The 19,622-nt window shown below is 70.3% G+C and carries 14 protein-coding genes and 2 pseudogenes; 5 read left to right on the top strand and 11 right to left on the bottom strand.

Going from position 1 to position 19,622, the window contains the following annotated elements; genetic code table 11:
• Positions 1–67: 67 nt before the first annotated feature.
• From ACFJGX_RS22105 to ACFJGX_RS22090, 4 genes and pseudogenes are all read right to left on the bottom strand, one after another.
• Positions 68–736 (bottom strand): ABC transporter ATP-binding protein, encoded by a 669-nt coding sequence (locus ACFJGX_RS22105; protein WP_382323815.1) that lies wholly within the window; start codon positions 734–736, stop codon positions 68–70.
• Entirely contained in the window at positions 733–1,701 is a 969-nt protein-coding gene (gene miaA / locus ACFJGX_RS22100) for a tRNA (adenosine(37)-N6)-dimethylallyltransferase MiaA (protein ID WP_382323816.1), read from the bottom strand. The genes ACFJGX_RS22105 and miaA overlap by 4 nt, the downstream gene beginning before the upstream one ends.
• Before the next feature lie 11 nt (positions 1,702–1,712).
• On the bottom strand, positions 1,713–2,984 hold the full coding sequence (locus ACFJGX_RS22095; protein ID WP_382323817.1) for a Bcr/CflA family efflux MFS transporter: 1,272 nt from the start codon (positions 2,982–2,984) through the stop codon (positions 1,713–1,715).
• A gap of 1,111 nt (positions 2,985–4,095) precedes the next feature.
• Positions 4,096–4,359: pseudogene (locus tag ACFJGX_RS22090) on the bottom strand (transcriptional regulator); the annotation flags it as partial.
• 91 nt (positions 4,360–4,450) lie between these two features.
• Here ACFJGX_RS22090 and ACFJGX_RS22085 point away from each other — a divergent pair.
• Positions 4,451–5,752 carry a serine hydrolase domain-containing protein gene (locus ACFJGX_RS22085; RefSeq protein WP_382323820.1) on the top strand — a complete coding sequence of 434 codons (1,302 nt, stop codon included), beginning with the start codon at positions 4,451–4,453 and terminating at the stop codon, positions 5,750–5,752.
• A gap of 7 nt (positions 5,753–5,759) precedes the next feature.
• Here ACFJGX_RS22085 and ACFJGX_RS22080 read toward each other — a convergent pair whose 3' ends face one another.
• The 3 genes and pseudogenes from ACFJGX_RS22080 to mutL form a co-directional block, all read right to left on the bottom strand.
• The gene (locus ACFJGX_RS22080; protein ID WP_382323821.1) at positions 5,760–6,638 is read right to left on the bottom strand and encodes an alpha/beta hydrolase; all 879 of its coding nucleotides are present in this window, start codon (positions 6,636–6,638) and stop codon (positions 5,760–5,762) included.
• A 220-nt stretch (positions 6,639–6,858) separates the two neighbouring features.
• Positions 6,859–8,203: pseudogene (gdhA, locus tag ACFJGX_RS22075) on the bottom strand (NADP-specific glutamate dehydrogenase).
• A 149-nt stretch (positions 8,204–8,352) separates the two neighbouring features.
• Positions 8,353–10,266 (bottom strand): DNA mismatch repair endonuclease MutL, encoded by a 1,914-nt coding sequence (gene mutL, locus ACFJGX_RS22070; protein WP_382327088.1) that lies wholly within the window; start codon positions 10,264–10,266, stop codon positions 8,353–8,355.
• Between the two features lie 36 nt (positions 10,267–10,302).
• Here mutL and ACFJGX_RS22065 point away from each other — a divergent pair, with 36 nt between their 5' ends.
• Positions 10,303–10,959, top strand: coding sequence for a DedA family protein (locus ACFJGX_RS22065; protein ID WP_382159364.1), 657 nt, complete (start codon positions 10,303–10,305; stop codon positions 10,957–10,959).
• A 134-nt stretch (positions 10,960–11,093) separates the two neighbouring features.
• Here the strand turns inward: ACFJGX_RS22065 and ACFJGX_RS22060 are convergent, their stop codons facing one another.
• The gene (locus ACFJGX_RS22060; RefSeq protein ID WP_382323823.1) at positions 11,094–13,808 is read right to left on the bottom strand and encodes a tannase/feruloyl esterase family alpha/beta hydrolase; all 2,715 of its coding nucleotides are present in this window, start codon (positions 13,806–13,808) and stop codon (positions 11,094–11,096) included.
• Between the two features lie 237 nt (positions 13,809–14,045).
• Here ACFJGX_RS22060 and ACFJGX_RS22055 point away from each other — a divergent pair, with 237 nt between their 5' ends.
• Both ACFJGX_RS22055 and ACFJGX_RS22050 read left to right on the top strand, forming a co-directional pair.
• A complete protein-coding gene (locus ACFJGX_RS22055; RefSeq protein WP_382323824.1) occupies positions 14,046–15,380 on the top strand; it encodes an aromatic ring-hydroxylating dioxygenase subunit alpha in 1,335 nt (444 codons plus the stop codon).
• A 119-nt stretch (positions 15,381–15,499) separates the two neighbouring features.
• Entirely contained in the window at positions 15,500–16,009 is a 510-nt protein-coding gene (locus ACFJGX_RS22050) for an aromatic-ring-hydroxylating dioxygenase subunit beta (protein ID WP_382323825.1), read from the top strand.
• Here the strand turns inward: ACFJGX_RS22050 and ACFJGX_RS22045 are convergent.
• Entirely contained in the window at positions 16,006–17,454 is a 1,449-nt protein-coding gene (locus ACFJGX_RS22045; RefSeq protein WP_382327086.1) for an N-acetylmuramoyl-L-alanine amidase, read from the bottom strand. The two genes, ACFJGX_RS22050 and ACFJGX_RS22045, sit on opposite strands and share 4 nt — an antisense overlap.
• Entirely contained in the window at positions 17,451–17,987 is a 537-nt protein-coding gene (gene tsaE, locus ACFJGX_RS22040; protein WP_382323827.1) for a tRNA (adenosine(37)-N6)-threonylcarbamoyltransferase complex ATPase subunit type 1 TsaE, read from the bottom strand. The genes ACFJGX_RS22045 and tsaE overlap by 4 nt, the downstream gene beginning before the upstream one ends.
• 42 nt (positions 17,988–18,029) lie before the next feature.
• Between tsaE and queG the strand changes: the two genes are divergently transcribed.
• A complete protein-coding gene (queG, locus tag ACFJGX_RS22035) occupies positions 18,030–19,121 on the top strand; it encodes a tRNA epoxyqueuosine(34) reductase QueG (protein WP_382323828.1) in 1,092 nt (363 codons plus the stop codon).
• Between the two features lie 9 nt (positions 19,122–19,130).
• On the opposite strand, the gene ACFJGX_RS22030 is transcribed toward queG, so the two are convergent.
• Positions 19,131–19,568, bottom strand: coding sequence for a MarR family winged helix-turn-helix transcriptional regulator (locus ACFJGX_RS22030; RefSeq protein WP_382323829.1), 438 nt, complete (start codon positions 19,566–19,568; stop codon positions 19,131–19,133).
• Between the last annotated feature and the right edge of the window lie 54 nt (positions 19,569–19,622).

The raw sequence follows: 19,622 nt of genomic DNA, 5'->3' as shown, positions 1-19,622 counted from the left end.
TGGTTCTTTTCACCGGCCATGCCCTGACCTTACCGCGATGCCCCGCGCCGTGCACGCGGAAAACGTGTCAGGTGGTGAGCGCGGGCTGCAGGCCCGAGGCGGTGAGGTGCAGCACGCGCTGCGCGCGCGCCGCGGCCGCGCGGGAGTGCGTGACCAGCACCAGCGCCGCGCCGCTCTCGGTGGCCTGCTGCTGCAGCACGTCCATGACCTGGGTGGCGGTGCTGGGGTCGAGGTTGCCGGTGGGCTCGTCGGCCAGCAGCAAACCAGGGCGGTGCACCAGCGCGCGCGCGATCGCCACGCGCTGCAGCTGACCCCCCGAGAGTTCGGCCGGCAGCCGCGCGCCCAGCCCGCCCAGGCCCACGGCGTCGAGCATCTGCTGCACGCGCGCTGGGTCGGGGCGGCCCAGCAGCAGCAGGGGCAGGCCCACGTTCTGCGCCACGTCCAGGTGCGGCAGCACGTGGAAGGCCTGGAACACGAAGCCCAGGTGCTCGCGCCGCCAGTGCGCGCGCTGGGTCTCGTCGAGCGTGCCGAGGTCCACGCCCTGGTGGGTGATGTGGCCTTCGCTCCAGTCGTCGAGCGCGGCCAGGCAGTTGAGCAGGCTGGACTTGCCCACGCCCGACTCGCCCACGATGGCGACGAACTCGCCCGGGGCCACGCTCAGGCTCACCTGGCTGAACACGGGCGTATCGCCGTAGCGCTTGCCGAGTTCGTGGACCACCAGGGCCGGCGTGCTCATGCGGCCGGGCCCAGCCAGGTTTCGACGGTGTGCAGCACCTGGGCCAGTGCGTCGGGCGCGTCGCAGGCGATCACGCGGCGCTGTGGCATGGAGCGCAGCCAAGTGAGCTGGCGCTTGCCGAGCTGGCGGGTGGCGAAGATGCCGAGGTCGCGCAGCTCGGCGAGCTGTTCGCGCGTGAGCGCGTCGCCATGGGCCTGCAGCATGTCCCAGGCCTGGCGGTAGCCCACGCAGCGCATGGACGGCAGCTCGGTGGAGAGGTCGCCGCGCGCGCGCAGCGCGCGCACCTCGTCGAGAAAACCGGCGGCGAGCATGTCGTCGAAGCGCTGGGCGATGCGCGCGTGCAGCCAGGCGCGGTCCTGCGGTTCGAGCGAGATCAGGTGCTCGGGCGCGAGCGGGCTGTCGGGGTTGTGGGTGCGGCCGGTCTGGAAGCTGGAGAGGGGTTGGCCGGAGACCTCGTGCACCTCCAGCGCACGCTGGATGCGCTGCGAGTCGTTGGGCGGCAGGCGCGCGGCGGTGATCGGGTCCACGCGCGCGAGTTCGGCGTGCAGCGCGGGCCAGCCCAGTTCGAGCGCGCGTGCTTCGATGCGTTCGCGCACGCGGGCGTCGGCCTGGGGCATCTCGTCCAGGCCCACCAGCAGGGCCTTGAAATAGAGCATGGTGCCGCCCACCAGCAGCGCGGTGCGGCCGCGCGCGGCGATCTCGTCCACCAGGCGGGTGGTGTCGCGCACGAAGTCGGCGGCGCTGTAGCTCTGCAGCGGGTCGAGGATGTCGATCAGGTGGTGCGGCACCTGGGCGCGTTCGGCCGCGCTGGGCTTGGCGCTGCCGATGTCCATGCCGCGGTAGACCAGGGCCGAGTCGACGCTGATGATTTCCACCGGCCAGCGCAACGCGATGGCCAGCGAGGCCGCGCTCTTGCCGCTGGCCGTGGGGCCGGCGAGTGCGATGCAACGGGGAGCGACTGGCATGGTGAGGGGTGTCAACGGGCCGATGCGCTCACGCGCTGCGGCGCGGTGTGCGCCTCGCCATGGCGCTGCACCAGCGTCCAGGCCACGAGGGCGATGAGCACGCTCCAGAACCACAGGCCATTGGTCAGCGGCAGCACCGAGCCGCGCCCTTCACCGATGCCGGCCAGGCTCACGCCGAGCCAGCCGCCCATGGCGAAGGCCGTGACCATCGACAGGAAACCGCTGAGCGCCGAGGCCGCGCCGGCGGCCTGCGGAAACGGGCCCACCGCGCCGCTCTGGCCGCAGGGCTGGTGCACGCCGTGCGCGAGCATGAAGAGCCAGAACGGCACCAGGATGGCCCAGGTGCTCTGCACGCCCAGCAGCCCCAGGACGCCCATGCTGGTACCGGCGGTGAGCGTGATGACCCCGGCGACGGCCACGGTGCGGCGCAGGCCCAGGCGCGGCAGCAGCTGTCGGCACAGGAAGGTGCCCAGGATGTAGACCAGCGAGATGCTGAACATCACCACGCCATAGGCCGTGGTGGACAGGCCGAGCACGCGGATGAACACGAAGGACGAGGCCGCGAGAAAGGTGAACAGGCCGCCGTAGGACGCGGTGGACAGCAGCGCGAAGGCCCAGAACGTGGGGTGGCGCGCGATCTGCGCCCAGTTGCCGAACAGGGTGCCGGGCGAGAGCGCGCGCGGGTTCTTCTGCGCCAGGGTCTCTTCGAAACGCCAGGCCACGACCAGCAGGGTGATGGCGCCGAACACCGCGAGCGCCATGAGCGAGACGCGCCAGCCGAACAGGTCCGACAGCAGGCCGCCGGTGGGCGACGCGGCGCAGGCGATCACGCCCAGGCCGGTGAGGCCTTTGGACATGACGCGCGCGCCTTCGCTGGGCGCGTACAGGTCGCGCACGATGGCGCGCGCGCACATCACGCCCGCGCCCATGGCCGCGCCCTGCACCGCGCGCCAGACGATGAGCTGTTCCATCGACGGCGCGAAGGTGCTGCCGATCGAGGCCGCGACGAAGGCGCTCATGCCCACCAGCAGCACGGGCCGGCGGCCGTGGCGGTCCGACAGGGGGCCCCACACCAGCTGCGACAGGCCGAAGCACAGCAGCAGCGCGGTGAGCGTGAGCTGGGCCTGCGACATGGGCGCGCCAAAGCCCGAGGTGAGCGCGGGCAGCGCGGGCAGGTAGAGGTCGGTGGCGATCGGCTGCAGGCCCAGCAGCAGCGACAGCACCAGCACGATCAGGCCGGACGACATGGCGGAAGAAGAGGGCGAAGGAGGCGGGGCGGGCATCCGGTCGAGGGTAGCAGAACGCCTTGCGGCGCGTGGCTAGCGGGGTGCGCCAGACGCGGGCCGCGATGGCCGGCCAGCGCGGTTCGCTGCGCAGGCCGTGGTTCTCGGTGGCCAGCAGCACCAGCGGCAGGTGTCCGCAGCCCTCGGTGGCGGCGCGCTCCAGGCGGTCCATCGCTTCATCGCGGCGGCCCAGCAGCGCGAGCGCCGCGACGTGGGTGGCCTGCTCGCTCGGATTGCCCTGCTGGGTGCCGGCGATCACGCGCGCGGCCGCGTCGGCCTCGCCGCAGCGCGCGAGCACATAGCCCAGCGTGGACGCGGCGAAGACCCACGCGGCCGGGTCGGGCAGCAGCTCGAGGGCCTGGGCGGCCAGTGCGGGCGAGGGCGCCACCAGGGCCTGCACGCCCAGCAGGTGCAAGGCGGCGGCGCGGTGCTCGGGCGCGTTCTCGCGCGTGCGCCGGGCCCGCGCGAGCGCGGCTTCGGGGTCGCCCGCGGTGGCCAGCGCGCGCGCCAGCAGGATGGCCATGTAGACCGAGAACGGGTTCAAGCGCAGGGCCTGCTCCAGCGCCGCCACGGCCTCGCGCGGCCGGTCCGTGGCGAGCAGGTGCCAGCCCCGGTAGTAGTGCGTGGCGGCGTCCAGCGGCGAACTGGCCAGGGCGCGTTCGTGCAGCGCGGCGGCCTCGTCGAAGCGCCAGGCGCAGTCGAGCAGGTGCGCGCTTTCGGCCCACAGGCCGGGCATGTGGGGCGCGCCGTGGGCCACGCGGTCCAGGTGCGCCAGGGCCTCGTCGATGCGCTCGCGCCGCACGGCCAGGCCGCAGCTCACCGTCGCCGCGAGGCACTCGGCCAGCGCGAGCGGCGCCGCGAGGTAGTCCGGCGCTTCGTCGATCAGCGCGCGCAGCAGCCGCTCGGCGCGCACGAGCGCCTCGGCGGTGCGCTGCTGCACGAGCTGGCGCGCGTGGGTCAGCGTCTCCACCTGGTGCGGCGCTGCCATGGCGGCATGCGCCAGCCGACCATGCGCGGGCGACGGGGCCTCGTTGGTGGAGGCGATCACCTCCAGCCGGTAGCCGCGCCGGTACACCGCGCGCAGGGCCAGGCCGGTGGCCGGCGGCAGGGCCTGGCGCAGCTGTGCGATGCAGCGGGCCAGGCTTTCGTCCGACATCGGCTGGCCGGCCCACACCTGCCGCGCGAACTGCTCCTTGGACACGGTGCGCGGCCATTGCCGCAGCAGCAGGTGCAGCACCGCGCGCTCCTTGGGCGGCAGCGCGAGCGGCCGGCCGTGGTGGCAGACATCGCCGTCGTCGGCGGCGGTGTAGCCCAGCCCGCCGGGGTGGGTGCCGGTGGGCGCGTCGTTGTCGTCGTCGCGTGCGGGACTGGGCATCAGGTTCTCATCAAGATTGCGCGCCATTGTCCCGGTAACTTGCCCGTGGCGAGACCCCGGTATTCCCGAACCACAACAGGAGACAAGACCCATGCGCCACCGCGTCCGACCGATCACCACCGCCCTCTGCGGCCTGCTGCTGGCCCTGCCCACGGCCTGGGCCCAGGCCCCGCAACTGCCGCCACCCGACAGCGTGCTGCTCGACAAGCTCGGCTACATGGAAGGCTTTCCGCCGGCCCCCGACAAGCTGGTGGACAACGGCAACCGCACCCGCTACCCGCAGATGACCTGGTCGCTGCAGCACGTGCGCGAGTTGCTGCCCACGCGCAACATCCGCCGCGGCCCGGCGGCGGTGGCCCCGCTGCCGCGCCGCGAGAAGAACCTGGACGACTGGGCCTTCGCCGACGAGCAGGGCGGGCGCACCACCATCGCCGAGTGGCAGCGCAACACCTACACCGACGCCCTCATCGTGCTGCACCGCGGCCGGGTGGTGTACGAGCGCTACCGCAACATGAAGCCCGAGACGCCGCACCTGCTGTTCTCCGTCACCAAGAGCTTCACCGGCCTGCTGGCCGCGCAGTTCGCGCACGAAGGCCGCATCGACCCGGCCGCGCGCGTGACGCAGTACGTGCCCGAACTGGCCGGCAGCGCCTGGGACGACATGAGCGTGCGCCAGGTGATGGACATGACCGGCGCGGTGCGCTACCGCGAGGTCTACACCGACCCCACGACCGAGGTGTTCCCCTACCTGTTCTCCAGCGGCATGCTGCCCGCGCCCGCCACCTACACCGGGCCGAAGGACATCTACAGCTTTCTCAAAACCTTGAAGAAGGAGGGCGAGCACGGCGAGGCCTTCGTCTACCGCACCGTGCATTCCGAGGTGCTGGGCTGGATCGTCTCGCGCGCGAGCGGCCAGCACTTCGCCGACCTGCTGAGCGAACGCGTCTGGCAGAAGCTGGGCGCCGAGGAGGACGCGAGCGTGATGATCGACTCGGTGGGCACGCCGCTGCAGGGCTCGGGCATGAGCGCCACGCTGCGCGACCTGGCGCGCTTTGGCGAGATGCTGCGCCGGGGCGGCGAGTTCAACGGCCAGCGCATCCTGGCCAGCGAGGTGATCGCCGACACCGCGCGCGGCGGCGACCGCGAGAAGTTCGCCAAGGCACCGGGCCAGCAGGCGCGCGCGGGCTACAGCTACCGCAACCAGTGGTGGGCGCTGCACAACGCCGATGGCGCCTGGGAGGCGGCCGGCGTGCACAACCAGTTCATCCACATCAACCCCAAGGCCGAGATGGTGGTGGTCAAGCTGTCCTCGCACCCGATCGCGGCGGCGGCGGCCACCATGCCCTTGAACCACAAGGCCTGGGCGGCGCTGGCCCAGGCGGTACAGCACTGAGCCGGGTCTAGCGCTCGACCACCTTCAGCGCGTCCGCGCTCTCGTCGCGCATGCCGAACAGGCTGGAGAGCGCGGCGCGGTACTGCGCCTGCCCGACCGAGTTGGTGTTGTGGTGCGAGCCGCCTTCGACCAGCACGAAGGCCTTTCGGCCTTGGGCGGCCTCGTACAGCCTGCGGCCCAGCTCCGGCTGGATCAGGCGGTCGTCCCCGCCGTGCACCACGAGCAGCGGCGAGCCGATCTCGGGCACGCGCTTGACGGCCTCGAAGCGCTGCGTGATCAGCAGCGAGATCGGCAGCCAGCCCCATTTGAAGGTGCTGACCACGTCGGGAATGGAGGTGAAGGTGCCTTCGACCACGGTGCCGGCCTCGTCGTCCACCTGGGCCGCCAGTTCGATCGCGATGGCGCCGCCCAGCGAGTGGCCGAAGATGTAACGCGGCCGCCCGGGGTATTTTTCACCGAGCCAGTTCCAGGCCGCGCGCGCGTCTTCGTAGGCGGTGGTCTCGGAGGGCAGCTCGTTCGTGCTCTTGCCGAAACCCCGGTAGTCGATGGCCAGCACCGAGAAACCCAGGTCTTCCATGCGCCGGGCGCGGAAGGCCGAGCCGGTGACGTTGAAGCGCGCGCCGTGCAGGTAGAGCAGCACCGGCGCGTCCTTGCGGCGCTCGAAGTTCTCGTGCGCCGCCCACAGGCCATGCAGCTTCACCGGCTTGCCGGTCTTGGGGGAGTCGAAATCGATCCACACGTCGTCCATGCCCTCGGCGGCGCTGAGGCCGCCGGCCCAGGTGCGGTCGGAGGGCTGGAAGATCCAGAAGCGCTGCTTCTCATCCAGTGTGGCGCACCCGGCCAACAGGGCCAGGGCGGCGAGCAGGGTGACAATGAGGCGCTTCATGGCGGTGATGGATGCACCAGAAGGGGAAAAAGTTCAGGTACTTTCCTCCTTCCGCAGGTTCCATGCCACACCGCCGGGGCACCGCGAAGGCGCCCGCGTGGTTTAGATCACGCCTTGCGCCTGCGGGCAGAGCAGCCAGAGACACCGAGGGTCCGGCTTTGCCGGCCCCAGGTGTCGTCCCCCTTCAGGGGGAAGCCGCGTGAGCGGCGCAGGGGGTGCGCTAAATGACGCCTTGGGCCAGCATCGCGTCGGCCACCTTCACGAAGCCGGCGATGTTCGCGCCGTCCACGTAGCTCACCGTGCCGTCGGCGCGGCGGCCGTGCTGCAGGCAGGCCTCGTGGATGCCGCGCATGATGGTGTGCAGGCGCGCGTCGACCTCGTCGCGCGGCCAGGACAGGCGCATGGCGTTCTGGCTCATCTCCAGGCCGGAAGTGCGCAGCGCCGCCGGCGTTGCTGGCCTTGCCGGGCGCGTACAACACGCCGGCTTGCTCGAAGCGCTGCACCGCCTCCATGGTGGTGGGCATGTTGGCGCCCTCGGCCACGCAGATCACGCCGTTGCGGATCAGGGTGGCCGCGTCCTCGGCGTTGAGCTCGTTCTGGGTGGCGCAGGGCAGGGCCACGTCCACCGGCACGGCCCAGGGGTTCTTGCCGGGCTCGAAGCGCGTCTTGGTGCGCTCGGCGTAGTCGCTCACGCGGCCGTAGAGGTGGTTCTTCACCTCCATCAGCTCGGCGAGCTTGGCGGGGCTGAAGCCGTCCTCGTCGATCACGGTGCCGCTGGAGTCGGAGACCGTGACCACCTTGGCGCCCAGCGCCATGGCCTTTTCGACCGCGTACTGCGCCACGTTGCCCGAGCCGGACACGCTCACGCGCAGGCCCTGGAAGCTCATGCCGCGCTGCTTGAGCATCTCTTCGGCGAAGTACACCGTGCCGTAGCCGGTGGCCTCGGGGCGGATCAGCGAGCCGCCGAAGGACAGGCCCTTGCCGGTGAAGACGCAGTCGGCGCGGTTGCTGAGCTTTTTCATCATGCCGGCCATGAAGCCGACCTCGCGCCCGCCCACGCCGATGTCGCCAGCCGGCACGTCCGTGTCGCTGCCGACGTGGCGGAACAGCTCGCTCACCAGGGCCTGGCAGAAGCGCATCACCTCGCCCGGGCTCTTGCCCTTGGGATCGAAGTCGGAGCCGCCCTTGCCGCCGCCCATGGGCAGCGTGGTCAGCGCGTTCTTGAAGGTCTGCTCGAAGGCAAGGAACTTCAGGATCGACAGGTTCACCGAGGGGTGGAAGCGCATGCCGCCCTTGTAGGGGCCGATGGCCGAGCTGTGCTGGATGCGGTAGCCGCGGTTGACCTGCACGTCACCGTGGTCGTTGACCCAGGAAATGCGGAACATCACCACGCGCTCGGGCTCGACCAGGCGGTCCAGCAGGCCGTGTTCGGCGTATTTGGGGTGGGCGGCAATGAAAGGCCAGAGGCTTTCCATGACCTCCGAGACGGCCTGGTGGAATTCGGGTTGACCGGGGTTCTGCTGCGCGACGTGTTCGAGGAAATGGTGGGCCGAGGTGTATTTCATGTGTCTCATGCTTTAAAAAAGTGCATGAGATTATGCGCAACCTGCATTTCGTGACGCAAAACGCCCTGTTTTGGCGCGGTGGACGATCGGCGCCCTCCTCGTTTACCCGAGGGTCTCGCCTGTTTTTGGTGCGAAAAAGCGGGCGCGAGTCAGCGGCCGCGCAGAAACAGGGCGTCCAGTTCCTTCATGCCCATCTGCCGCCAGGTGGGCCGGCCGTGGTTGCACTGGTCGGAGCGCTCGGTCACTTCCATCTGGCGCAGCAGCGCGTTCATCTCGTCGAGCGTGAGGCGCCGGTTGGCGCGCACCGCGCCGTGGCAGGCCATGGTGGCCAGCAGTTCGTTGCGGGCGCGTTGCACCACGGTGCTGGCTTCGTGCTGGCCCAGCTCGGCGAGCACGCTGCGCGCCAGCTCCACCGGGTCGCCCTGCGCCAGCGTGGTCGGCACGGCGCGCACGGCCAGCGTCTTGGGCGAGAGGGCGGTGATTTCCAGACCCAGCGTGGCCAGCACGTCGGCGCCGTCCTCGGCGGTGCGCCCCTCGTCGGGCGTGGCGGAGAAGGTGGCCGGGATCAGCAGCGGCTGGCTGGCCAGCTGCTGCTCGTCGAGCTGCTGCTTGAGTCGCTCGTAGACGATGCGCTCGTGGGCCGCGTGCATGTCCACCACCACGAGGCCGTGCGCGTTCTCGGCAAGGATGTACACGCCCTGCAGCTGCGCGATGGCGCGGCCCAGCGGCCAGTCGCCCTCGGGCAAGGCCTGGGGTGGCGCGGGGTCGGCGCTGCGCGCGGGCGGGGTCCAGGCGTTGGCATTGCTGCTGGCCGTGGTCGGGGGGGCCGCGGCCGGTGCGGTGGCCCACAGGGCCCCCACGTCGCTCACGCGGTGGCCCACCTCGGGCTCGCGCGGCGCGAACGCAAACGGGGCCTGCCGCGCCGGGGGTGTCCAGGCCGGGGCGGCGGGCGCGGCCGCTGGCAGGGGGGCCGCCTCTGCTGCGCTGTTGCCCGAGCGGGGCACCGCGAGCGCGGCTTCCACCGCATGGTGCACGCCCTGGTGCACCTCGCGGCTGTCGCGAAAGCGCACCTCGATCTTGGTGGGGTGCACGTTCACGTCCACGCGCGTGGGGTCGAGCGAGACGAACAGCGCGTACACCGGCTGGCGGTGGCCGTGCAGCACGTCTTCGTAGGCGCTGCGCGCGGCGTGGGTGATGACCTTGTCGCGCACGTAGCGGCCGTTCACGTAGGCGAACTGCCAGTCGGCGCGCGAGCGCGCCGCGTCGGGCACGCCGGCGAAGCCCCACACGCGCAGGCGCTGCTGGCCATTCGCCACCAGGACAGGGGGGTCGATGGGCCAGTCCACCGCCACGGCCTGTGCCACGAAGTCCTCGCCCAGGACGTCGGCCAGGCGCTGGCGCAGTGCGGCCATGCCGCTGTCGCCGGCCACCGCGCGCCACTGCGCCACCAGCTTGCCCTCGTGCCAGATGGCGAAGCCCACGTCGGGCCGGGCCAGCGCGTGGCGGCGCACGGCCTCGATGCAGTGGGCGAGTTCGGTCGCGTCGGTCTTGAGGAACTTGCGCCGCGCGGGCGTGGCAAAAAACAGCTCGCGCACTTCCACCGTGGTGCCGGGCGCGCGGGCGGTGGGCTGCAGCTCGCCGCTGCGGCCGTCGAGCAGCCAGCCGTGGGGTTCGTCGGGCGTGTCCACGCGCGTGAGCAGCGAGACCTCCGCGATCGAGCAGATGGCGGCCAGTGCCTCGCCGCGAAAACCCATGGTGCCCACCGACTCGAGGTCGGAGAGGCTGGCGATCTTGCTGGTGGCGTGGCGCTTGAGCGCGTGGGGCAGCTCGCTGCGCAGGATGCCGCAACCGTTGTCTTCCACGCTGATGAGCCGCACACCGCCGGCCTGCAGGCGCAGCGTGATCTGCGTCGCGCCGGCGTCCAGCGCGTTGTCCACCAGCTCGCGCACCACCGAGGCGGGCCGCTCGACCACTTCGCCCGCGGCGATCTGGCTGATCAGCTCATCGGGCAGTTCGCGGATGGGGCGGCGGGGGAGGGCGGTGGGGGTGGGAAGGCTTGTCACGGGCAAATTGTAGGCCGCAGGGATAATGCCCCCACCATGGAAATCGTTACCTTCCTCATCGACTTCATCCTGAATGTGGACCAGCACCTTCAGACCTTCGTGCAGAACTACGGGGCCTGGGTCTATGCCCTGCTGTTCCTGATCATCTTCACCGAGACCGGTGTGGTGGTGATGCCCTTCCTGCCCGGGGACTCGCTGCTGTTCGTGGTGGGCGCGCTGTGCGGCGTGGGCCTGATGAGCCTGCCGCTGGCGATGGTGCTGCTGGTCATCGCCGCGGTGCTGGGCGACCAGACCAACTACACCATCGGCCGCTACTTCGGCCCCAAGGTGTTTCAGTGGGAGAACTCGCGCCTGTTCAACCGCAACGCCTTCAACCAGGCGCACGCCTTCTACGAGAAATACGGCGGCATCACCATCATCCTGGCGCGCTTCATGCCCTTCATCCGCACCTTCGCGCCCTTCGTGGCCGGCGTGGCCGAGATGACGCGCGTCAAGTTCACGGCCTACAACGTGATCGGCGCGCTGATCTGGGTGGTGGGCCTGACCACGGCGGGTTACCTGTTCGGCAACCTGCCCTGGGTGCAGGAGAACCTGAGCATGATCATCTGGGCCCTGATCATCGTGCCCGGCCTGATCGCCATCTTCGGCGCCTGGAAAGCCAGCCGCGAGGCCAAGCGCGCCGGCACCGCCTGAGCTGAGTACTCCGCCGGAGCGCGCCGCCCACCAGGGGCAACAAGGGTCCCGCCCCGCCGGCCCGAGGTGCCGTCCCCCCCGGCCGAAGGCGCCAGAGAGGGGGAAGCCGCGCAGCGGCGCAGGGGGTGTTTTTCTCAGTGCCGAACGCCCAGCAGCAGCCGGGTGGTCTCCAGCTGGCCGAGCACGCCGTTGCTGAACAGCAGGTGGGCCGGTGGCGCCGCGCGGGTCTGTGTGACACCCGCCACCGGCGTGTCGAAGTCCAGCACATCGGATTGCGCGCCGCGCGTGAGGGCGGTGCCCAGCACCGTGGCGTCGCCCACCGCGCTGCCGTCGGTGCTGTTCATCGCGTAGCGGCCATCGCCCGTGCCGGGCAACAGGGTGGCCTGTCTGGCGTAGAGCCGCATGCCCGAGCTGCTGGCATCGGCCGCGCGCAGCAGCACCAGCGGCACCGGGTTGCCGCCGACCATGCCGGCCACCACGGAGCCGGTGACCGTGCCGCCCGAGGTGGGCGTCGAGGGGCAACCCGCGCCACCGCAGGTGGAGGTGAGCATGAGCTCGTAGGCGTTGCGCACGGCGCTGTACTGCAGGTAGCCCTTGGTGGCCGGTGAGCAGTTGGCCTCGTAGAGCATGAAGCCCGGCGGCGTGCCGGTGGCCTGGCAGGTCTGCCAGGTGCCCGCGTTGCGGATCTTGCCGGTGCCGGCCCAGGTGCTCAGGGTGCCGCCCGCGCTGTAGTCGGCGCCCACGGCGTTGAAGTCGCCCGCGATGGTGTTGAAGCCGCTGCCCGCGGTGGTGTTGACGAAGGTGTCGCGGAACGCCAGCAGGGGCAGGTGGCCGCCGCCGCTGGCCGCCGCGATGCCGCCGTGCACCAGGCCGCCGGCGCTGAAGGTGAAGAGCGCGCCGTTTTCGGCGCTGGCGTAGCTGCACTGCCCCTGGGCGATCAGGGTGCCGCTGCGCTGCGTGCCCGGCGCGCGCTGCAGGCTCGCGTCGATGGTGAGGGTGTAGGCCAGCGTGGCCGGGTCCACCTGCAGCGTCAGTTCCTCGCCGCGCGTGTTGCCGCCTTTGTAGCTGGTCAGCGCGCTGGGCAGGTGGCTGCAGGCCAGCGGGTCGCCCACCTCGGTGACGCAGCTGAAATTCACCGCTGCGTCCAGGCTGCCGCTGCCCCGGTACTTCGGGTAGGCCGGGTACTCGCACAGCGGGCGCGTGCGGCCGTAGGTGCCGGCGACCGCGTCGAAGGCGGTGACGGTGGCGGGCGCAAGGCCGCGCTCGACCCAGTTTTCCAGCGCCGCCAGCGAATCCCAGTTGGGGATGAACACGCCCGTGCCGTGGCCCATGCCGGGCACGGTGTAGAAGCGGATGCCCGCCTCGACGGCGGCCTGCCCCACGGTGGCGAGCACGCGCTGGTGGTAGTCGATGGTGGAGTTCGGGCTGATGACCTCGTCGGCCAGGCCGTGCAGCATGATCAGGCGCCCGCCGCGCGCGAGGAAGGCCGAGAGGTCGGGGTTGGTGGCGTCGGTCTGCGCCGAGGCCGCCTGCACGCGCGCCGTGTACAGGCCAGGGTTCAGCGGGTCGAAGCCGAGCGAGTCGAACGAGGCCACGCGCGTGACGAAGTATTTGGCCCACTGGTCGCCCGTGACGTACATGTTGGCGTCCGCGGAGGTGGCGGGGTTGCCCGGCACCGCCCGCGTGCCGAGGTCGCGCGAGGTGTACGGCCCGGCCACCAGCGCGCCTTCGAGCAGGTTGTAGCCGCCCGCGCGCGTGACGCCATGGGCCAGGGTGTAGGTGGTGAAGTCCAGCGGCGATTCGATGGCGCGCACGGTGTCGAGCTGCGCGTCCGACAGGCAGGTGTTGCCGGTGTCCACGCCCCCGGGGCAGCGCAGGGCGTTGAGCACCTGCGCGTTGAGCAGGCGGCAGCTCTCCACGTTGCTGACGATGCCGTCGGCCGCGCCATCCAGCGTGTCGCAGGTGGTCATGGCGGTGCGCTGCACCAGCAGCGTCTTGGCGACGTTGAGCCAGCCCGCGCCGCCGTTGAGGTAGAGCGCGCGGCCCACGGCCAGGTTGCTCAGGCGCGTGCCGCTGTAGTTGAGCGCGGGTTCGTTGGCGATCACGCCGTTGTAGTCGGCGGGCCAGCGCTGGATGTGGGCCAACGCATCGCGCCCGCCGGTGGAGGTGCCGAGAAAGTAGGCCTGCTTCGGTGCGCTGCCGTAGCGCGCGCGCACCAGCTTCATGGCGACGTCGTGGGTCTTCTTGAGCGCGAGGCCGCCGTAATTGGCCAGCGCTTCGTCGTTGGCGGCGAACGAGCCGTCGGTGATGCTGCTGCTCTGGTGGCCGCTGTCGTCGCCGAAGGTGGCGTAGCCCAGCGCCAGTGGGGCCGGCTTGTCCGGCGGGCCGAAGCGGATCTGCTCGGTGCCGTCGATCAGGCGGCCGTTGAAGCCGCCGCCGCCGAAGTGGATGGCCTTGCCGTTCCAGTCCGTGGGCAGGTTGACGGCGAAGCCGATGTCGGGCGCGCTCGGGTCGACCGGGCGGATCGCGCCGCGCACCTGGCAGTGGTTGCCCAGGGGGCCACCGGTGAGGTAGGTGGCGGCCGTTACCGAAGCGCCGCCGGAGGGCAGCGACAGGTCCGCCGCCGCGAGCGTGAAGCCGTTGAGCGCGGCGCAGGCGGCCACCGGGTCGATGGGCGGCGCGACCACCGGGGGCGGGCCGCCGCCCGCGTCGTCGTCGCTGTTGCCCGCGGCGCTGTCGGAGCCCCCGCCGCCGCAGGCGGCGAGCAGCAGGCACAGCGCGGTGCCGGCGAGGAGGGCGTGGGGGAGGGGAAGCCTGGGAGGCTGCCCCGGGCGGTGCGAATGGCTCATGTCCGTTGTCTCCGTCGTTGTAGGCCGGCGATGCCTGCTTGGCTCGCTGGTCGGCGGGACGATAGAGACATGGAGGATGTGCGTCAAATATATGAAATCAACAACTTCAATACTTTGAAGATATGCAGTTGACGGCCAGAATGGGGCTGTGCCCTGGGGGACGCCCGGGTTTTGCCTGAATTGATGAGTAGGCGTATCATTTTCTTCAAGCGGGGCGTTTCCCGCACGCGAGGAGACATGAACGCACCGCAAACCCTGTCGCGCTGGCGCGAGCCCGGCACCAGCCGGGTGCCCTTCTGGGCCTACACCGACCCTACGCTGTACCAGCGCGAACTCGAGCGCCTCTTCTACGGCCCGCACTGGAGCTACGTGGGCCTGGCGATCGAAATCCCCAACACCGGCGACTACAGGCTGAGCTGGATCGGCGAGCGCCAGGTGATCATGGTGCGCGACCGCGTCGCGCCCAGGGAGCGCGCCACCGACCACGGCATCCGCGTGGTGGAGAACCGCTGCGCGCACCGGGGCGTGCGCTTCTGCCAGTCGCCGATGGACGGCCAGACCGGCAACGCGCGCAGCTTCGTCTGCCCCTACCACCAGTGGACCTACAAGCTCAACGGCGACCTGGCCGGCCTGCCGTTCAAGGACGGGGTGAAGGACGGCGAGTGCGTCAACGGCGGCATGCCGGCCGATTTCGACCTCGGCAAGAACGGCCTGACCAAGCTGCGCGTGGCCGTGCTGCACGGCCTGGTGTTCGCCACCTTCAGCGAAGAGGCCGAACCCTTCGAGCAGTACATCGGTCCGCAGGTCATGCCCTGGCTCGACCGCATCTTCCAGGGCCGCGAGCTCAAGCTGCTGGGCTACAACCGCCAGCGCATTCCAGGCAACTGGAAGCTCATGATGGAGAACATCAAGGACCCGTACCACCCCGGCCTGCTGCACACCTGGTTCGTCACCTTCGGCCTGTGGCGCGCCGACCAGAAGAGCCGCATGGTGATGGACGCGCAAGGCCGCCACGCCGTGATGATCTCGCGCCGCAACGACGGCGGCGCGAACAAGACGGTGACCGAAGGCGTGACCAGCTTCAAGGCCGACATGGCCCTCAACGACACGCGCCTGCTCGACGTGGTGCCCGAACCCTGGTGGACGGTGGACGACCCGTCCCACCCGGGCGCGACCATCACGCCCACGGTGACCATGATCACGCTGTTCCCCAGCCTCATCATCCAGCAGCAGGTGAACTCGCTGTCCACGCGCCACATCGTGCCGCGGGGCGCGGGCGAGTTCGATTTCGTGTGGACGCACTTCGGCTTCACCGACGACACGGAGGAGATGACCCAGCGCCGCCTGCGCCAGGCCAACCTGTTCGGTCCGGCCGGTTTCGTGAGCGCCGACGACGGCGAGGTGATCGAGTACAGCCAGGACGGCTTCGAACAATGGGGCGAAGAGGGCGCCACGCTGGTGGAACTGGGCGGCCGCGGCGACGACGTGGGCCAGCCGCCCACCGAGCACATGGTCACCGAGACCCTGATCCGTTCGATGTACGCCTACTGGAAGAAAGCGATGGGGGTCTAGTGAAACACCCCCCGCCGAGCTTCGCTCGACCCCCTCAAGGGGGCGGTGCTGGCGGCCCGGCAAAGCCGGTTCCGCGGCACCTCTGGTCACCAGTCACCTGTCTCCGAACAAGCCTATCCATGAATGCTGTGATTGACACCGATCTGCAGAGCCTGCTGCTGCACCACGCCATCGACCGTTTCAACGCGGCCTATGCGGCCTCGCTCGACGAGCGCCGCTTCAGCGAATGGCCCGAGTGCTTCGTGGAAGACGCGCGCTACAAGGTGCAGGCGCGCGAGAACTTCGACCGCAAGCTCCCGCTGGCGCTGATCGCGCTGGAGAGCCAGGGCATGATGCGCGACCGCATCTACGGCACCAGCCAGACCATCTACCACGGCCCGTACTACACGCGCCACGTGGTGAGCCCGGCGCGCGTGACCCACGCAGGTGCGGGCACGGCGGACGACCCGATCCGCGCCGAAGCGAACTACGCGGTGTTCCGCACCAAGCCCGGCGGTGTGAGCGAGGTGTACCAGGTGGGTCGTTACATCGACGACTTCGTGCAGACCGATGCCGGGCTGAAGCTGAAAAGCCGGCTCTGCGTGTACGACAGCGAGATGGTGCTGAACTCGCTGATTTACCCGGTCTAGATCTGGCGGTTGCGCGCCAGCGGCGGGTTCTTCGAGAAGTAGGCGACGATGCCGCGCACGAGTGCGTCGGCCAGGTCGTCCTGGTACTTCGGGTCGTTCAGGCGCTTTTCTTCATCGGGGTTGCTGATGAAGGCCGTCTCCACCAGCACGCTGGGGATGTCGGGCGCGCGCAGCACGGCGAAGTTGGCCTGCTCCACCTGGGGCTTGTGCAGCTTGCCGATGCGCTTGACGTGGCCCAGCATGGCCGTGCCGAGTTTCAGGCTGTCGTTGATCTGGGCCGTGGTGCTCATGTCGAGCAGGGCGCGGCGCACGTGCGCGTCGGCCGTCTTCGTGTTCAGGCCACCCACCAGATCGGCCGCGTTCTCCTTGTCGGCCATCCACTTCGCGGCCGAGCTGCTGGCGCCGCGCGTGCTCAGCGCGTACACGCTGGCGCCCTGGGGCCGGGGCGTGAGGAAGGCATCGGCGTGGATGCTGATGAACAGGTCGGCCTGCACGCGCTGGGCCTTCTGCACGCGCACCTGCAGCGGCACGAAGAAGTCCTTGTCGCGCGTCATGAAGGCGCGCATGGGGTTGCCGTTGACGCGGGTCTCGTTGATGCGCTCGCGCAGCTTGTGCGCGATCTGCAGCACCACGCGTTTTTCCTGCGTGCCGTTGGGGCCGATGGCACCCGGGTCTTCGCCGCCATCGCCAGGGTCGAGCGCGATGATGATGAGGCGCTCAGTCTTGCCCTTGCCCCCGGGCGGCTGCTTGGCCGGGCTGCCCTTGGGGTTGGCACCGGCCACGGCGGTGTCGTCGCTGCCGCCTGGCGGCTTGGCCGCCGGCAGCGGCGGGCCCTGGTCGGGGTTGGCCGGGGCCTTGGGCCGCTCGCGGCCCGCGATCAGCTCGCCCAGCGGGTCGTCGGCCGGTGTGGCCGGCTTGGTGACCTTGTCGGCTTCCAGGCCCAGCAGGCGCGCGGCGCGTTCGCTGGCCGCGTCCATGTCCTTCATGCGCTGGGCGATCAGTTGCTCCAGCGGGTCGGGCGGGTTGAGCGGGTAGAGGTCGAACACCAGGCGGTGCTGGTAGGCCGCCACGGGCTCCAGGTTGAACACCTGCGGCTTGATCGGCTTCTTGAGGTCGATCACCAGGCGCACCACGTTGGGCGCGTTCTGCGCGGCGCGGATGCCGGCGATGTTGGGGTCGTCCGACTTGAGCTTGCCCACCAGCTCGCGCAGGCCGGGCAGCAGGTCGATGCCTTCGATGTCCACCGCCAGCCGGGGCGGGTCGGTCACGAAGAACTGTTTGGCCTGCAGCACGCCGTCGGACTCGATGGTCACGCGCGTGTAGTCCTCGGCCGGCCAGATGCGCACGGCCACCACGCTGGCGCCGCGCGCGATCTGCTGCGCGCCCAGCAGCAGCACCAGCGAGCCGGTGCGCAGCAGGGTGCGGCGGCTGAGGTTGCCGCTCATGCCAAGGCCTCCAGCAACCGGCGGCCGGTGGCGGTGAGCGCCGTGGCGTGCACGGTGCGCTGGGTGTCCTGGTCCGGGTCGGTGTGGGCTTGCGGTGTGGTCATGTCGTCGGGTTGAATGTCGATCTGGAGATCGACCACCGGCAGAAACTCGCCGGCGCGCTCGGGCCATTCCACCAGCTTGAGGCCGGGGCTGGCGAAAAGTTCGCGGAAGCCCGCGTCTTCCCATTCGCGCGGGTCGTTGAAGCGGTAGAAGTCGAAGTGCCAGATCTGCAGCGGCTCGCCCTCGGGCATCACCGCGCAGTCGATCGCGCTGTGCGGCTCGACCACCGCGTAAGTGGGGCTCTTGATGCGACCGCGCACGCCCAGCGCGCGCAGCAGGTGGCGCACCAGCGTGGTCTTGCCCGCACCCAGGTCGCCCTGCAGGGTCAGCGTGGCGTGGGCGATGGCCGGGGTGGTGGCGAGGCGGCGCGCGAAGGTCTGGGTGTCTTCTTCGGTGGCCCACTGGCCTTGCCAGCGTTCGACAGGGGGCACAAGGCCCGCAGAAACCGGTGCGGTTCCTACAATCGGCTTTCCATGAAGTTCGCTTTTGATGCCGCTCAACTCGTCTCGCAGATACAGGCCTGGGGCCAGGAGCTTGCATTTTCCCAAATTGGCGTGGCCGGTGTGGATTTGTCGGCCGCGGAACCGGGTTTGCAGGCCTGGTTGTCGGCTGGATGGCACGGTGACATGGCCTATATGGCCGCGCATGGCATGAAGCGTGCCCGCCCGGCGGAGCTGGTGCCGGGCACGCTGAGCGTGATCACCGCGCGCATGGACTACCTGCCGCGTGGCACGCCCGAGGACTGGCAGGCCCAGGAATTGCAGCGCCTGCAGCGCCCGGGCGAGGCCATCGTGTCGGTCTATGCGCGGGGGCGCGACTACCACAAGGTGCTGCGCAACCGGCTGCAGACCCTGACCGAGCGCATCCAGGCCGCCGCCGGGCCGCTGGGCCACCGCGTGTTCACCGACTCGGCACCGGTGCTCGAGGCCGAGCTCGCGCAGCGCAGCGGCCAGGGCTGGCGCGGCAAGCACACGCTGCTGTTGCACCGCGAAGCCGGCTCGATGTTCTTCCTGGGCGAGATCTACACCGACCTGCCCCTGCCGCCCACCGAGCCGATCAGCGCGCACTGCGGCGCCTGCAGAGCCTGCATCGACATCTGCCCCACCCAGGCCATCACCGCACCGCACCGGCTGGACGCACGCCGTTGCATCAGTTACCTGACCATCGAACATGCCGGCCCGATTCCCGAGGCCCTGCGCCCCTTGATCGGCAACCGCATCTACGGCTGCGACGACTGCCAGCTGATCTGCCCCTGGAACAAGTTCGCCCGGCGCAGCCCCTTGCCCGACTTCGACGCGCGCGAGGGCCTGAGCGGGGCCACGCTGGTGGAGTTGTTCGCCTGGAGCGAGCCGGAGTTCCTGCGCCGCACCGAGGGAAGCCCCATCCGGCGCATCGGGCACGAGCGCTGGCTGCGCAACATCGCGGTCTCGCTCGGCAACGCGCTGCGCGCTGGACCCGACGACGGCGTGCGGCGCGCGCTGCAGGCCCGGGCCGAACACCCCAGCGAACTGGTGCGAGAGCACGTGGCCTGGGCGATGGCGCAAGGCCGCACCGCCACCCATTGAGCCAGGGGCTCAGGCCTCGCCCACGTTCTCCTCCAGGCGGTCGAGCAGGGCGAGCAGGGTGGTGCGCTCGTGGTCGGTGAGGCCGGCCATCATGGTCTTCTCGAAGCGCACCCGGTGCTGCTGCATCTTGCGCTGCAGCGCCCGGCCTTCGGCGGTCACGCCCACGCGCTGGCTGCGGCCGTCGTCGGGGTCGGGGCGGCTGTGCAGCAGGCCGCGCTCGTGCAGGGCTTTGACGATGCGCGCGATCTGCGCCTTGTCGCGGCCCGAGTGCTGCACCAGGTCGCTCTGCGTGGCGCCGTCGTGGCGCATGAAGTAACCCAGGCAGCGCGCCTCCATCGGTCCCAGGCCCTCGCCGTCGTGGCGCATGGCCTCCTGCAGGTGGCGCCGCAGGCCGTGCATGAGGCTGTGCAGGCGGTCCAGCACATCGGTGTTCACATTTCTTGTCATCGTGGGTTGTCCATGTTGTTGACAGTGTCATCCAATCAAGGCATGATGGTTGTC

This window comes from Hydrogenophaga sp. UC242_50 (assembly GCF_042697355.1).
Taxonomy (GTDB): Bacteria; Pseudomonadota; Gammaproteobacteria; order Burkholderiales; family Burkholderiaceae_C; genus Hydrogenophaga.
The sequence above is the reverse complement of the archived record's forward strand: the minus strand, read 5'-3'. Positions and strand labels throughout refer to the sequence as shown.